At 63.0% G+C, this 13,548-nt stretch carries 17 protein-coding genes and 1 pseudogene; 14 read left to right on the top strand and 4 right to left on the bottom strand.

All coding sequences use genetic code 11. From position 1 onward, the window contains the following. The first annotated feature begins 15 nt into the window (after positions 1-15). Genes DXY02_RS02950 through lpxD form a run of 4 tightly spaced genes read left to right on the top strand, consistent with a single transcriptional unit; the run spans position 16 to position 3,228 of the window. On the top strand, positions 16-570 hold the full coding sequence (locus DXY02_RS02950; RefSeq protein WP_114987932.1) for a DUF3727 domain-containing protein: 555 nt from the start codon (positions 16-18) through the stop codon (positions 568-570). Beyond that, positions 558-1,079, top strand: coding sequence for a YqeG family HAD IIIA-type phosphatase (locus DXY02_RS02945; protein ID WP_114987931.1), 522 nt, complete (start codon positions 558-560; stop codon positions 1,077-1,079). Before DXY02_RS02950 ends, DXY02_RS02945 begins: the two co-directional genes overlap by 13 nt. Further along, entirely contained in the window at positions 1,076-2,149 is a 1,074-nt protein-coding gene (gene proB, locus DXY02_RS02940) for a glutamate 5-kinase (protein ID WP_114987930.1), read from the top strand. The genes DXY02_RS02945 and proB overlap by 4 nt, the downstream gene beginning before the upstream one ends. A gap of 35 nt (positions 2,150-2,184) precedes the next feature. Continuing rightward, on the top strand, positions 2,185-3,228 hold the full coding sequence (gene lpxD, locus DXY02_RS02935) for a UDP-3-O-(3-hydroxymyristoyl)glucosamine N-acyltransferase (RefSeq protein ID WP_114987929.1): 1,044 nt from the start codon (positions 2,185-2,187) through the stop codon (positions 3,226-3,228). Positions 3,229-3,230: 2 nt separating this feature from the next. Here lpxD and DXY02_RS13045 read toward each other — a convergent pair whose 3' ends face one another. Further along, the gene (locus tag DXY02_RS13045) at positions 3,231-3,359 is read right to left on the bottom strand and encodes a hypothetical protein (RefSeq protein ID WP_256377290.1); all 129 of its coding nucleotides are present in this window, start codon (positions 3,357-3,359) and stop codon (positions 3,231-3,233) included. On the opposite strand from DXY02_RS13045, the gene leuB reads away from it, so the two are divergent. From leuB to fba, 9 genes and pseudogenes are all read left to right on the top strand, one after another. Next, the gene (gene leuB / locus DXY02_RS02930; RefSeq protein WP_244276131.1) at positions 3,300-4,334 is read left to right on the top strand and encodes a 3-isopropylmalate dehydrogenase; all 1,035 of its coding nucleotides are present in this window, start codon (positions 3,300-3,302) and stop codon (positions 4,332-4,334) included. The genes DXY02_RS13045 and leuB overlap by 60 nt on opposite strands. A gap of 64 nt (positions 4,335-4,398) precedes the next feature. Beyond that, positions 4,399-5,301: a phosphoribulokinase gene (locus DXY02_RS02925; protein WP_114987927.1), complete on the top strand. Its 903-nt coding sequence runs from the start codon at positions 4,399-4,401 to the stop codon at positions 5,299-5,301. 67 nt (positions 5,302-5,368) lie between these two features. Next, positions 5,369-5,656 carry a hypothetical protein gene (locus DXY02_RS02920; RefSeq protein ID WP_114987926.1) on the top strand — a complete coding sequence of 96 codons (288 nt, stop codon included), beginning with the start codon at positions 5,369-5,371 and terminating at the stop codon, positions 5,654-5,656. Next, positions 5,644-6,382 (top strand): annotated as a pseudogene (locus DXY02_RS02915) (A24 family peptidase). The gene DXY02_RS02920 and the pseudogene DXY02_RS02915 overlap by 13 nt, the downstream one beginning before the upstream one ends. A gap of 55 nt (positions 6,383-6,437) precedes the next feature. Next, positions 6,438-7,319, top strand: coding sequence for an acetyl-CoA carboxylase, carboxyltransferase subunit beta (accD, locus tag DXY02_RS02910; protein WP_114987925.1), 882 nt, complete (start codon positions 6,438-6,440; stop codon positions 7,317-7,319). Further along, the gene (locus DXY02_RS02905; RefSeq protein ID WP_114987924.1) at positions 7,316-7,687 is read left to right on the top strand and encodes a hypothetical protein; all 372 of its coding nucleotides are present in this window, start codon (positions 7,316-7,318) and stop codon (positions 7,685-7,687) included. The genes accD and DXY02_RS02905 overlap by 4 nt, the downstream gene beginning before the upstream one ends. A 1-nt stretch (position 7,688) precedes the next feature. Then, entirely contained in the window at positions 7,689-8,768 is a 1,080-nt protein-coding gene (locus DXY02_RS02900) for a Gfo/Idh/MocA family protein (protein WP_114987923.1), read from the top strand. A 110-nt stretch (positions 8,769-8,878) separates the two neighbouring features. Next, the gene (locus DXY02_RS02895) at positions 8,879-9,946 is read left to right on the top strand and encodes a class I fructose-bisphosphate aldolase (protein ID WP_114987922.1); all 1,068 of its coding nucleotides are present in this window, start codon (positions 8,879-8,881) and stop codon (positions 9,944-9,946) included. Positions 9,947-10,069: 123 nt separating this feature from the next. Beyond that, positions 10,070-11,143, top strand: a complete 1,074-nt coding sequence (fba, locus tag DXY02_RS02890) for a class II fructose-bisphosphate aldolase (protein ID WP_114987921.1) — start codon at positions 10,070-10,072, stop codon at positions 11,141-11,143. 92 nt (positions 11,144-11,235) lie between these two features. On the opposite strand, the gene DXY02_RS02885 is transcribed toward fba, so the two are convergent. The 3 genes from DXY02_RS02885 to purS are packed head-to-tail and all read right to left on the bottom strand — an operon-like array spanning position 11,236 to position 13,087. Next, the gene (locus tag DXY02_RS02885) at positions 11,236-12,186 is read right to left on the bottom strand and encodes an LD-carboxypeptidase (RefSeq protein WP_114987920.1); all 951 of its coding nucleotides are present in this window, start codon (positions 12,184-12,186) and stop codon (positions 11,236-11,238) included. After that, positions 12,186-12,836, bottom strand: a complete 651-nt coding sequence (gene purQ / locus DXY02_RS02880; RefSeq protein WP_114987919.1) for a phosphoribosylformylglycinamidine synthase subunit PurQ — start codon at positions 12,834-12,836, stop codon at positions 12,186-12,188. The genes DXY02_RS02885 and purQ overlap by 1 nt, the downstream gene beginning before the upstream one ends. Next, entirely contained in the window at positions 12,833-13,087 is a 255-nt protein-coding gene (gene purS, locus DXY02_RS02875) for a phosphoribosylformylglycinamidine synthase subunit PurS (protein ID WP_011364806.1), read from the bottom strand. The genes purQ and purS overlap by 4 nt, the downstream gene beginning before the upstream one ends. Positions 13,088-13,142: 55 nt before the next feature. Between purS and DXY02_RS02870 the strand changes: the two genes are divergently transcribed. Continuing rightward, positions 13,143-13,547, top strand: a complete 405-nt coding sequence (locus DXY02_RS02870) for a hypothetical protein (RefSeq protein ID WP_114987918.1) — start codon at positions 13,143-13,145, stop codon at positions 13,545-13,547. Position 13,548 lies beyond the last annotated feature (1 nt).

Below are 13,548 nucleotides of genomic sequence, written 5' to 3'. Positions count from 1 at the left end.
GTCAGAGCCGCGTCGATGTCTGAGTCGGGCCCCGGTAAGAGCAGCGATCACCCCACCCTGCTGGTCCGCGACCGCGAGGGCCATGACCTGCTGTGCTTCCTCGAGCATCTGATCCCAATCGAGGGGCAGGACTACGCCCTTCTCTCGCCGGTCGACACACCGGTGTCGCTGTTTCGGCTCAATGACGATGCAGAGCCGGTGCCGATCATGGAAGTTGCCAGCAGCGAGCCGATTCTCTCGGTGGCTGATGTGGTGCTCCAGGAGCACGACCTGGTTCTGGTGCGATCGGCGATCACCCTCACCGTCAGTGGTGAACTGGAGGAGCCTGATCAGGACGAGCTCGACGAGCTGGAAGAGGACGACGACGTTGATGAGGACGCCGAGACCTTTGAGCTGCTGGTGAGCTTCATGGTCGACGCGGAGGAGTACGGCCTCTACATCCCCCTTGATCCGTTCCTGGTGTTGGTGCGGATGGTGGATGGCCAGGCGGTGCTGCTGAGCGACGATGAGCTCGACCGCGTTCAACCCCTGATTGAGGCGGAACTGGAGGAGCGTGAATGGCCGGATTGACGGCACAGCACTGGTTGACCCCCGATTGGGATCCCCACCTCACCATTGCCCAGCTTTCGCTGCCTCACCTCACGGCCCACGGCATGAAGGCCGCCGTGATCGACGTTGACCGCACCCTTCTGCCCGGTCGTGACGTGACCCTGCCAGGGCCAGTGCGCGACTGGCTGGTGGATGCCGGCCGCCGCCTGCAGTTGCATCTGTTCAGCAACAACCCCTCCCGCGATCGGATTGCTGCCGTGGCTGATCAGCTGCAGGTCAGCTTCACCTTTGGTGCCGGCAAGCCCCGCCGTGGCGCCCTGCGCAGCGTGGTTCGTGATCTCGCGCTCCCCCCGGAGGCGATCGCGATGATCGGCGACCGCCTGTTCACGGATGTGCTTTGCGGCAACCGGATGGGGCTTTATACGGTGTTGGTGCATCCGGTTCGAGACGACGGAAAGCCCTGCCGCCATGACCGTGTTCAGCGGTTTGAACGCGCCATGGCCCGCGTGATGGGGGCGCCTTCAGCATGACCCTGTGGGTCGTGAAAATCGGCACCAGCCTGCTTCGGGGGGAGACCGCCAGCACGATTGATGGCTACGCCCGCTGCTTTGCAGGGGCCATGGACCGCGGTGACCAGGTGGTGCTGGTCACCAGTGGTGCCGTTGGCCTGGGCTGCCAGAAGTTGGCCCTCACCAACCGACCCGACACGATGGTGGCCCTTCAGGCGGCTGCGGCCATCGGCCAGGGCGCACTGATGGCGCTGTACGAACGGGCCATGGAACGCCATGGTCGTTCCGTGGCGCAGGTGCTGTTGACCCGCTCCGACCTGGCCGATCGGCGTCGGTATCAGAACGCTTCGGGCACTTTGCGGCAGCTGCTGAGCTGGGGGGTGCTGCCGGTGATCAACGAAAACGATGCCCTTTCGCCGGCGGAGTTGCGCTTCGGCGACAACGACACCCTCTCGGCCTTGGTGGCCGCCGCCGTTGAAGCCCAGCAACTGATCCTTCTCACGGATGTTGATCGCCTCTATTCCTCGGATCCGCGGGTTGATGCCAACGCCGAACCGATCTCGGATGTTCGCCACCCTCGGGAGCTGGACTCGTTGGAACAGGGGGCTGGCGACGGTGGGCGCTGGGGCACCGGGGGCATGACCACGAAGCTGTCGGCAGCCCGCATTGCCACCGCCAGTGGCATCACCGTGCAGCTCGCCGATGGCCGCGACCCCGTTCGCCTCGAGGCTTTGTTGCAGGGGGAACGGGGGGGGACGGTGTTCCATCCCCACCCCGAACCCCTGGGCAACCGACGCAGTTGGCTGGCCCACGTGCTGCGGCCTGAGGGTGAACTGCAGCTGGATGCGGGGGCCTGTGCTGCGCTACAGCACCGTGGTGCGTCTCTGCTGCTGGTGGGTGTGACGGCGGTGCGGGGTGAGTTCGCCGCCAATCAACCCGTTCAGTTGCTGGACCCCGATGGAGAGGACCTGGGCCGTGGCCTTTGTTCGATGGACAGCGACCAGTTGCGGGCCGCGATCAATGACCCATCGCCGGGGGAGTCCTCCCCGGTGGTGGTGCATCGCGATGGTCTGGTGCTTCGCAGCCGTTAACCACGTCTACGATCCGCCGGACTGTCCTGGCCTCCATGCGTTTCAGCACCCTGATCAAGGTTCTGCAGACCGGTGATGCAGGCCTGCGTTGGAGCCAGCCGGGCTTGGACCCATGGCTTGAGGGTGCCGCTTCACTCGATCAGGCCTCAGCCGCCCAGCTCAGCTTTCTGGAGAAGGGCAACGCCCTCACCGCGGCCTTGGGCGCCAGCGGCGTGGGTGCCCTGTTGCTGCCCGATCAACAAGATCTGATTGACTTGGCTTCGCAGCGTGGCATCGCCTTTGCGGTCTTCGCGGATCCGCGTCTGGCCTTTGCTGAAGCCCTCGATCAGTTGCATCCCCGCCGCCGGCCCTTGGCGGAGATTCACCCTTCGGCGGTGATCGATGAACGGGCTGTGGTGGGCCCCGGCACAGCGGTTGGCCCGCGGGTCTGCATCGGGGAGGGAAGCCGTCTTGGTGCCGACTGCATCGTTCATCCCGGGGTGGTGATCTACGACAACGTGGTGGTGGGTGATGGCTGCGAGCTGCACGCCAATGCCGTGCTCCACCCCGGCAGCCGTCTCGGGCGTGGCTGTGTGGTGAACTCCAATGCCGTTGTCGGCTCTGAGGGCTTTGGCTTCGTGCCGACGGCCAAGGGTTGGCGAAAAATGCCGCAGACCGGCCAGGTGGTTCTCGAAGACGGCGTTGAGGTGGGTAGCGGCACCACCATTGATCGCCCTTCCGTCGGCGAGACCCGCATTGGTGCCGGCACCAAGATCGACAACCTTGTGCAGATCGGCCATGGCGTCACCACCGGCCGTGGCTGTGCCTTCGCCTCCCAGGTGGGCATCGCCGGCGGCGCCCACATCGGCCAGGGGGTGATCCTGGCGGGCCAGGTGGGGGTCGCCAATCGTGTTGTCGTGGGCGATCGCGTTATCGCCAGCTCCAAGACCGGCATTCACAGTGATGTGGCCCCCGGAGAGGTGGTGAGTGGTTTTCCCGCGATTCCGAATCGCCACTGGCTGCGATGTGCCGCCACCTTCAGCAAGCTGCCTGAGATGGCCAAGACCCTGCGGGAGCTCAAGCGGGACACCCCTCAGTAACCTCAGCGGTCGACCTGCCGCACCGCACCGTCATGGCTCAGCACCGCGTCGTTCTCCTGCCCGGTGATGGCATCGGCCCCGAGATCACCGCTGTCGCCCGCCAGCTGCTGGAGGTTGTGAGCCAGCGCCATGGCTTTTCGTTGAGCTTTGAGGAGCAGCCGATCGGCGGCAGCGCCATCGATGCCACCGGTGAGCCGTTGCCCGCCAGCACCCTCGAAGCCTGCAAGGCAGCCGATGCGGTGTTGCTTGCCGCCATCGGCAGCCCCCGTTTCGACAGCCTTCCCCGCGAGAAACGCCCGGAAACCGGCCTGCTCGGCCTGCGCGCCGGTATGGAGCTGTTTGCCAATCTGCGGCCGGTGAAGATTGTTCCTGCCCTCATCGATGCCAGCAGCCTCAAGCGTGAGGTGATCGAGGGGGTGGACCTGATGGTGGTGCGGGAACTCACCGGGGGGATCTACTTCGGTCAGCCCAAGGGACGCATTGAGACCGAGGGGGACGAGCGCGGCTTCAACACCATGACCTACTCCGCCTCGGAGGTGGATCGGATCGCAAAGGTGGCCTTTGAGATCGCCCAGGAGCGGCGGGGCCGGCTCTGCTCGGTGGACAAGGCGAATGTGCTCGATGTGAGCCAGCTCTGGCGGGATCGTGTTGATGCCATGGCGCCCAGCTATGGCGCTGTGGAGGTGAGCCATATGTATGTGGACAACGCGGCGATGCAGCTGGTGCGTGATCCCCGCCAGTTCGATGTGCTGCTCACCGGCAACCTCTTCGGCGACATCCTCAGCGATGAGGCGGCGATGCTCACCGGCTCCATCGGCATGCTGCCCTCCGCGTCCCTCGGCAGTGAGGGCCCTGGTTTGTTTGAGCCTGTGCACGGTTCAGCCCCCGACATCGCCGGTCAGGACAAGGCCAATCCCATGGCCATGGTGCTGTCGGCCGCAATGATGCTGCGCATCGGCCTCAAACAGGCCGTGGCTGCCGATGATCTTGAGGCCGCTGTTGATGCCGTTCTGGCCGGTGGCTTCCGCACGGGTGATCTCATGGCAGAAGGCTGCACCCAGCTGGGTTGTCGCGCCATGGGTGAGCAATTGCTCAAAGCTCTGTAAGCCAGAGATTGGTGCAATTGGGCCCTGATCTGGCAGGATCGCCGGGCCCGTAGTCCCTGCGTCGATGTCGAAGCGTCATCCGGTTGTCGCTGTTACCGGTTCTTCCGGAGCTGGAACCAGCACCGTCAAGCGCGCCTTCGAGCACATCTTTGCGAGGGAAGGCATTACCCCTGCAGTGGTGGAAGGCGACAGCTACCACCGCTACGAGCGGATGCCCATGAAACAGGCCATGGCTGATGCCCTGGCCAAGGGTGAGAACTTCTCCCATTTCGGCCCTGAGGCCAACCTCTTCGACAAGCTCGAGGAACTGTTCCGCACCTATGGCGAAACCGGTGCTGGTCAGAAGCGCTACTACCTCCACAGCGTTGAAGAAGCGGCTGAACACAACGCTCGTCTTGGCGTCAACCTCGAGCCGGGTCAGTTCACGCCTTGGGAAGACATCCCGACCGGCACTGACGTGCTGTTCTACGAAGGTCTTCATGGCGGTGTGAAGGGCGAGGGCTATGACGTGGCCGCCCTGGCCGACCTCCTGGTGGGTGTGGTGCCGATCACCAACCTTGAGTGGATTCAGAAGATCCACCGCGACAACGCTGAGCGTGGTTATTCCGCTGAAGCGATCGTCGACACGATCCTGCGCCGGATGCCTGATTACATCAATCACATCTGCCCGCAGTTCAGCCAGACCGACATCAACTTCCAGCGTGTTCCCACCGTGGACACCTCCAACCCTTTCATCTGCCGGAACATCCCGACCCCGGATGAAAGCTTCGTGATCATCCACTTCCGCAAGGGTGCTCGTGAGAAGTGGGGGATCGACTTCGGTTACCTGCTGAACATGATCCACGATTCCTTCATGTCCAGCCCCACCAGCATCGTGGTGAATGGCGGCAAGATGGGCTTCGCCATGGAACTGATCCTCACTCCGATCATTCACCGCATGATTGAAGAGAAGAACAAGCTGAGCTGATCGCTTCTCCTATCAAAAATCGTCTCTACAATGAGCCCATCTGAGTGATCAGGTGGGCTCTATTTCTTTGTCAACGCCCTCCTTTGAAATTCGCGGTGTCTCGGGGGCGCCCTCGACACCCCGATGGGACCGAATTGACAGCCGCTCGCTGATCGCCCAGGCCCGTCGCATTTATTTCGCCTATCTCTCCAGCACCCCTGCGGGGCAGGAGCCTCTTGGTGTGGTGGTGGATCCGCAGGAACCCGATGGCCGCGTGGTCTTCGAGACCCCTGTTCTTCTGCCGGACGAAGAGTTCATTGCCATCGATCTGATCCGGGGGCGCACGAGCCGTGGTCGGACCCGATGGAAGGGTTGATCCTGGTTTGGACGGGCCTGCTGGGCGCCTGCGTCGGCAGCTTCATCAACGTGGTGGCCTGGCGCTTGCCCCGCCAGGAATCGGTGGTCTTTCCCGGCAGCCACTGCCCCAGATGCGGCCATGCCATCCGCTGGCATGACAATCTCCCGGTGCTCGGTTGGCTGCTGCTGAGGGGCCACTGCCGCGACTGTGATGCAGCGATCAGCTGGCGTTACCCCGCCGTGGAGGCCCTGAGTGCCGGCCTCTGGATCTCGGCGCTCTTGGTGTGGCCTGGTGCTGGTGGGGGGCTGCCTGATCTCTGGCTCCCCTGGGCTGGTCTCCCCCTGATCGCGCTGCTGTTGCCGCTGGTGTTGATCGATCTGGATCACCTTTGGCTGCCGGAGCCCCTGTGCCGCTGGGGAGTGGTGCTGGCCCTGCTGCTGTTGGAAGGTCTCAGTGCCCTGGCCGAACGGTGAACGGTTGTTGGGACAGCCTGCGCTGGGCCTTGGCGATGCCAAGTTGGCTGCGCTGGGTGGGGCATGGCTGGGCCCCGGGGGCATCGCAGCGGCGATGGCCCTTGCGGTTGTCTCGGGAGCTTTGGTTGGAAGCGCCGCTCGCCTCAGTGGCCGGTTGGGCCCCAGGGAACCGTTCCCTCTCGGTCCCTTCATTGCCCTGGGAATCTGGCTGGTCTGGTTGACCGGTCCGCAGTGGTGGTGGAGCACCTGGGTGATGCTGTTGGGCGCTTGATTCCTCAGCGTCTTTCACCGGGCCGGCTTTTAATGGTGTGAGCTGACGGCCCTGTGTGTCTCTGTTCGATTGGTTTGCTGATCGCCGCAAGGGTCAGTACGTCGCCAACGTCAAGCAGGAACCCGATGAAGGCGATGGGTTGTGGAGCAAATGCCCGGAGTGTGGTCAGGTCGTTTATCTCAAAGACCTGAAACTCAACGCCAGTGTTTGCGCCAACTGCGGCTATCACCACCGGATCGACAGTGCTGAACGCATCGCACTGATTGCGGACCCCGACAGCTTCCAGGTGCTGAATGCGGATCTGTCACCGGTGGATCCTCTCGGATTCAAAGACCGGCGCGCCTACGCCGACCGGCTGCGGGAAAGTCAGGCCTCGACGGGGCTGCGGGATGGTGTGGTCACCGGGCTCTGCCGGGTGGAAGGCATCCCCATGGGCCTGGCAGCAATGGACTTCCGCTTCATGGGGGGATCGATGGGCTCGGTGGTTGGGGAGAAAATCACCCGTCTGATCGAGGAGTCCACTGCCCGCAAGCTGCCGCTGCTGATCGTCTGCGCCTCCGGCGGTGCCCGGATGCAGGAGGGGATGCTCAGCCTGATGCAGATGGCGAAGATCTCCGGCGCGCTGGAACGCCACCGCGAAGCCGAGCTGCTCTACATGCCCTTGCTCACCCACCCCACCACGGGGGGTGTGACCGCCAGTTTCGCCATGCTGGGCGACCTGATCCTGGCGGAACCGAAGGCTTTGATTGGTTTTGCTGGGCGCCGGGTGATCGAGCAGACCCTGCGGGAGAAGCTGCCCGACAATTTCCAGACGGCTGAATATCTGCAGGAGCACGGCTTCGTGGACACGATCGTTCCCCGCACCCAGCTGCGCTCCACCCTGGCCAATCTCCTGCGCCTGCATGGCTGCAAACCGATGGAGCTCACCAGCGCATGATTCGAGCTGGTTTTGTTCTGATCCTGTCTTTGGTCTGTTGGGTCGCTCCCGTTCTGGCGGGCCCTGTGGAATGGATTGAGGTTCCTGCCACCGACGCGGGCCAGCAGTGGTGGGACCGAGGCAGTGTGCGCATCGATCGGGATGGATACCGAACCGTGCTCAGCCGGTTCACTCCAGCGGTCAGCGAGGACGGAGACCAGCCATCCGGCGAGCTCTATGTGATGCAACTGGACTGCTCCCAGGAGCTGTATCGCGATAAACAGGTGAATGGTTTGCCGCGTTTTCGCGCCCAATGGCAGCCTGCAGGGGATGACGGGCTGATCACCTCCGTGATTGAGGCTGTTTGCACCGAACCCCTCCCCAGCTGAGATGTCTCCACAACCCCTTGGTGTTGCCGTAGCCGGTCTCGGCTTCGGGGAGAAGGTGCACCTTCCGGCCCTTGCGGCAACGACTGATCTTGAGGCTGTGGCGCTTTGGCACCCACGCCAGGAGCGCTTGGATGCCGCCACGGCTGCCCATGGCTTGAAAGGATTCAATGATTGGGACGTTCTGCTGGCTGATCCCGCGGTGGATGCGGTGATCATCGCCACACCCCCTGCACCCCGCTTCGAACTGGCCCGCCGGGCCCTGGAGGCGGGCAAGCATCTGCTGCTGGAGAAGCCCATCGCGCTGCATGCCGATCAAGCCCGCGAGCTGCAGCGACTGGCCCTGGCACGAGGGCTGTCGGTGGCTGTGGATTACGAATACCGCTCTGTTCCCCTGTTCATGCAGGCCGCACGCCTTCTGCAGGCCGGTGCCGTCGGCACACCCTGGCTGGTGAAGCTCGACTGGTTGATGGGCAGCCGTGCCGATCCCCAGCGCGGCTGGAACTGGTATGCCCAGGCGGATCAGGGTGGCGGTGTGATCGGAGCGCTCGGAACGCATGCCATGGACATGCTGGCCTGGCTTATCGGTCCCCTGGGGACCGTCCAGGCCCTGAACAGCGTTTCGATCAAGCAGCGCCCTCATCCCGATGGTGTTCTGGCAGATGTGGATGCCCCCGATGTGTCGCTGCTGCAGACCGTGGCCCATTGGCAGGGAAGGCCGGACCTGCCGGTGCCGGCGCAGGTCAGCCTCAGTTCCGTGTCGCGCAACGGTCGCGGGTTCTGCCTGGATGTGGTGGGGTCGTCGGGGTCGCTGCTGCTCAGCAGCACCAATCAGAAGGACTACGTCCATGGCTTTGAGCTGCAGCACGCCCCGCTCGGTGAGCCCTTCCGCGCCGTGGAAGCTGATGCCGACTTCGCCTTTCCGGAAACCTGGGCGGATGGCCGCATCGCCCCTGTGGCCAGGGTGCTCGGCTGGTGGGCCCAGAGCATCCGCAGTGGGCGACCGATGCTGCCTGGACTGGCCGAGGGCGTGGCTAGTCGTGTGGCCTGCGACCAAGCACAGACGTCACTTGCTCACAACTGATTGCGCCAAATGATGCAATCCCTTGGTTCCAATTTGAAGGCGTTTTTGTAACTCAAGTCAATTGGTTTGTCGCTTCAGATCGAAGAATTGCTTTCCACTGAATCGACCCCATGGCTCTGGCGGATTACTCCTCGGAACTGATGGCTACAGCCCAAGCCCTAGCCGCTCCTGGTAAGGGGATCTTGGCTGTTGACGAATCCACCAAGACAATTGGTAAACGTCTCGGCTCAATCGGTGTCGAGAACACGGAAGCGAACCGTCAGGCTTACCGCGGAATGCTCTTCACCACAGCAGGCTTGGGTGAATTCATCAGCGGCGCCATTCTTTACGAAGAGACCCTGTTCCAAAGCCACGCCGATGGCGAGTCGATGGTCGACAAATTGGGCAAGCTTGGAATCATCCCCGGCATCAAGGTTGATAAGGGCCTGAGGCCCCTGGGTGGAGCCAATGCCGTCGAGACGCTTTGCACCGGCCTTGATGGGTTGGTTGAGCGTGCTGCCGACTACTACGCCCAAGGTGCACGCTTCGCTAAGTGGCGTGCTGTGCTGCAGATCACGGCAGATGGCTGTCCTTCAGCGCTCTCCATTCGCGAAAACGCTTGGGGCCTTGCCCGTTATGCCCGCTCTGTTCAGGAATCAGGTTTGGTGCCGATCGTGGAGCCCGAAATCCTGATGGACGGCAATCACAGCATCGAAACCACAGCTCGTATCCAGGAGCATGTGATTCAGGAGGTTTATCACGCTTGTCACGCCAACGGTGTTCTGCTCGAAGGCACTCTTCTGAAGCCTTCCATGACCGTTCAAGGGGCTGATTGTGCTGAGAAGGCCGATCCAGCAAAAGTTGCTGCCATGACGGTGCGAACCCTTGAGAGAAGTGTTCCTGCCAGTGTCCCCGGCATCGTGTTCCTCTCCGGAGGTCTGAGTGAGGAGGCCGCCTCTGTTTACCTCAATCACATGAACAGCATTGAGCGCAAAGCCAAGTGGAACCTGGGTTTCTCCTATGGCCGTGCTCTTCAGCACTCCTGCCTCAAAGGCTGGGCTGGCTCCAACCTGGAAGCTGGTCAGAAAGCCCTGCTTGCAAGAGCTCAGGCCAACTCTGAAGCTTCTCGAGGTCAGTACGTGCCTGGATCACAGCCTTCCTCGGATGAGCAGCTGTTTGTCGCTGGTTACACCTACTGAATCGGATTTCACCAAGCTCTGTCGTTGGTTCAACAGGGCTTGGTGACAATTTGAACACAACTAGGTAAAGTCGTCGCCCGGCGGAGTCTTATCCGTCAAGGTTCTCCGTTTCAGACTTTTCCTATGGCGCTCGTTCCGCTTCGGCTCCTGCTCGACCACGCCGCTGAAAACGGCTACGGCATTCCTGCGTTCAATGTGAACAATCTGGAGCAGGTCCAGGCCATCATGGAAGCGGCTGACGAGACCGACAGCCCTGTGATCCTCCAGGCTTCCCGCGGAGCCCGTAGCTACGCCGGTGAGATCTTCCTGCGTCACCTGATCCTGGCCGCGACTGAGACCTATCCCCACATCCCTGTGGTGATGCACCAGGACCACGGCAACGCTCCTGACACCTGCTACTCCGCTGCCATCAACGGTTTCACCTCCGTGATGATGGACGGTTCCCTGGAAGCCGACGCCAAGACTCCCGCCAGCTACGACTACAACGTCAACGTCACCAAGCAGGTGGTGGACTTCGCTCACTCCGTGGGTGTGAGCGTTGAGGGTGAGCTGGGTTGCCTGGGCTCCCTGGAAACCGGCAAGGGTGAAGCCGAAGACGGCCACGGTTTCGAAGGCGAGCTGTCCAAGGACATGCTGCTCACCGATCCCGCTGAGGCTGCCGACTTCGTCGCCAAGACCAAGTGCGACGCCCTGGCCATCGCCATCGGCACCAGCCACGGCGCTTACAAGTTCACCCGCAAGCCCACGGGTGAAGTGCTGGCCATCAGCCGCATTGCTGAGATCCACAAAGCCATCCCCAACACCCACCTGGTGATGCACGGCTCCTCCTCCGTTCCCCAGGAATGGCTGGAGATGATCAACAAGCACGGTGGTGCTATCCCCGAGACCTACGGCGTTCCCGTCGAGGAAATCCAGGAAGGCATCCGCAACGGTGTTCGCAAGGTGAACATCGACACTGACAACCGTCTCGCCTTCACCGCTGCTGTGCGTGAAGCGGCCATGGCCGATCCTTCCAACTTCGACCCCCGCCACTTCAACAAGCCGGCTCGCAAGTACATGAAGCAGGTCTGCCTGGACCGTTACCAGCAGTTCTGGGCTGCCGGCAACGCCAGCAAGATCCAGCAGCAGAGCATCACCTACTACGCCGGCCTCTACGCCAAGGGTGCTCTCGATCCCAAGGCTGCCGTCGCTGCCTGATCATCACGATCAACCGATCACTCGCTGGGGGCCGAAAGGCCCCCTTCTTTTGTGGTGCTGCTCGTGAGCAGCGTCACGTTTTGACCAGGCCATCACATCAGGCTGAGCAGGCCGTGCTTGCCGTCCAGTTGTGCCTGCGCTCCCAGGGGCAAGGCCTGGTTGGGCCGGCCATGGCCCAGCGGCAGATTCAGCACCAGTGGAATGCCCAGATCGCCCAGGCGTTCCTCCAGGATCTCGTCCATCGTGAAATCACCGGGAAGGATGTCGTCTTCAGCCCAGCTGAAGCGGCCGCAGGCCACCCCCGCCAACTGCTGCAACAGGCCTGCGCTGCGCCACTGGGTCAGCATCCGATCCACCCGGTAGGGCGCTTCGCCCTCGTCTTCCAGCACCAGGATGGCCCCCTTCAGGGAGGGAAGCCAGGCTGTGCCGATCAGATGGGTCGCCACGGTCAGGTTGGTGACCACCAAGGGTCCGCGGGCGATCCCCCGCCGTCGTGGCTCGCCCAGCAGGGGCGCCACCGGACGCCCGCAGAGCAAGTCCACCGTGCGTTGCCATTGCGTCTCTGTGCCGCCGCTGGATCCATGGATGGCCCCCGGCAGGCCAGCGGCCCACTGGGCCAGCAGCAGGGAGCTGGTGTCGGAGAACCCCAGGCTCCATTTGGGATGGCGCGGAAAACGAAAACCGGCTTCGAGCACACGGGCGGCCCCCCAGCCCCCGCCAAGGGTCACCACGGCATCCAGCGTTGGATCGTTCCAGGCTGATCTCAGATCCTCAACCCGTTCCTGGTCGGTTCCCGAGAAATAGCGCCATTGACGGGTGACGGCCGCGGGAATCTCCAGGTGCCACTGCTGTTGATCGCAGCGTTCGCGCAAGGCTTGGAGATATGTGTCCGGATCCATCCAGGTGCCGGGATTCACGGCGCGGATGCGTGATCCAGGCTTCAAGGGTTTCAGCCTGCGCTGGGCCGCCATGGCCCTGGGGGAGAGCAGGGCCGTGATGATCGTGGATGCTCCTGAGATCAGCAGCGTCCGGCGGGTTGGCATCAGCCCAGCAGGGCTTCCAGCATGCGGCGGCCGTCGGTTCCTCCCGTGGCCGGATCACAGGCACGCTCGGGGTGGGGCATCAGGCCCAGAACGCTGCCGCTTGCATTGGTGATGCCTGCGATGTCGGACACCGACCCGTTGGGGTTGTTGCCGTAGCTCAGGGCGATGGCGTCGTCGTCCTGCAGCTGCTTGAGCGTGTCATCGCTGCACTGGTAGCGGCCTTCACCGTGGGCGATCGGCAGGGTCAGGGCCCCGTCGTTGTACCCCTGCATCCAGGCCGTGCGCTGGCTCACCACCTTGAGGGGTGCGTCTTCACAGATGAAGTGCAGATCGCGGTTCCTGGTGAGGGCGCCGGGGAGCAGGCCCAGTTCGGTGAGCACCTGAAATCCGTTGCAGATGCCGAGCACGCGACCGCCCTTGGCGGCAAAGTCGATCAAGGACTGCAGGGCTGGTGCGAAGCGGGCAATGGCGCCGCAACGCAGGTAGTCGCCGTAGCTGAAACCGCCCGGCAGAACGATGGCGTCAAAGCCGCTGAGGTCGGTTTCCTCATGCCAGACCCGACGCGTGCTCATCCCAAGGCAACCCTCGGTTGCCCATTGAACATCCCGGTCGCAGTTGGAGCCGGGAAAAACGATGACCCCGATGCTCATGACTGCTCCAGCTCCAGGCTCCAGTCTTCGATCACCGGGTTGGCCAGCAAGCGATCACTGAGCAGTTCCAACCTGCGGCGGGCCTCGGCCTCATCAGGAGCCTCAAGCTCCATTTCCACGGCTTTACCGATCCGCAGCTTGCTGAGGCCTTCCACCCCAAGTCGTTCAGCGGCACCACGCGCGGCTTCTCCGGCTGGATCGAGTACGGAGGGGCGCAGACGCACGAGGACGCGGGCTTGAAAACGCGGCACGATCAGCAACTGGTCTGATCAAATCCTGACAGACACCAAACCCTGAAGAGATCCGGTGCGCCTCAACGGCGTGACCATCGCCCGGCCCCATGGTGAAAAGGAGGCCTTTCGCCAGCGTGCTGCCGAGTCAGTGTCTGTGTTTCGCATTCAGCTCTGGACTGCTGCTCTGCTGCTGATGGGCAGCTCTTCAGCTGGGAGCTCAGCAGCAGCGGCTTCGATGCGCTGCCGGATCGCGCAGCAGGCCTGGAGTCCCTGTCGGATGGTGGCCGCCAGTCCTGGAGAGCGCTGGGTGTTGACCTGGAATCAGCAGCGCGTCGAATTTGTCCATGACGGCAGCGGCCTGATGATGATGCGGGTTGGTGAGGGCGACGACTGGCGGGAGGTGCAACCCTTCTGGACGGCGGACCACAGCCTCTGCTGGGGTTCTGTTTGTGCCACGGGAGACGTTCCGTTGGAGTGAA

The sequence above is a fragment of the Synechococcus sp. N19 genome (genome assembly GCF_900474045.1).
Taxonomy (GTDB): Bacteria; Cyanobacteriota; Cyanobacteriia; order PCC-6307; family Cyanobiaceae; genus Parasynechococcus.
Note: the sequence above shows the minus strand (reverse complement) of the source record. Positions and strands in the feature narration are given on the sequence as shown.

Coding starts and splice junctions, on each gene's coding strand:
- DXY02_RS02950 (WP_114987932.1), top strand. CDS start 16: ATGTCTGAGTCGGGCCCCGGTAAGAGCAGCGATCACCCCACCCTGCTG.
- DXY02_RS02945 (WP_114987931.1), top strand. CDS start 558: ATGGCCGGATTGACGGCACAGCACTGGTTGACCCCCGATTGGGATCCC.
- proB (WP_114987930.1), top strand. CDS start 1,076: ATGACCCTGTGGGTCGTGAAAATCGGCACCAGCCTGCTTCGGGGGGAG.
- lpxD (WP_114987929.1), top strand. CDS start 2,185: ATGCGTTTCAGCACCCTGATCAAGGTTCTGCAGACCGGTGATGCAGGC.
- DXY02_RS13045 (WP_256377290.1), bottom strand. CDS start 3,359: ATGGCGCTGGCTCACAACCTCCAGCAGCTGGCGGGCGACAGCGGTGAT.
- DXY02_RS02925 (WP_114987927.1), top strand. CDS start 4,399: ATGTCGAAGCGTCATCCGGTTGTCGCTGTTACCGGTTCTTCCGGAGCT.
- DXY02_RS02905 (WP_114987924.1), top strand. CDS start 7,316: ATGATTCGAGCTGGTTTTGTTCTGATCCTGTCTTTGGTCTGTTGGGTC.
- DXY02_RS02900 (WP_114987923.1), top strand. CDS start 7,689: ATGTCTCCACAACCCCTTGGTGTTGCCGTAGCCGGTCTCGGCTTCGGG.
- DXY02_RS02895 (WP_114987922.1), top strand. CDS start 8,879: ATGGCTCTGGCGGATTACTCCTCGGAACTGATGGCTACAGCCCAAGCC.
- fba (WP_114987921.1), top strand. CDS start 10,070: ATGGCGCTCGTTCCGCTTCGGCTCCTGCTCGACCACGCCGCTGAAAAC.
- DXY02_RS02885 (WP_114987920.1), bottom strand. CDS start 12,186: ATGCCAACCCGCCGGACGCTGCTGATCTCAGGAGCATCCACGATCATC.
- purQ (WP_114987919.1), bottom strand. CDS start 12,836: ATGAGCATCGGGGTCATCGTTTTTCCCGGCTCCAACTGCGACCGGGAT.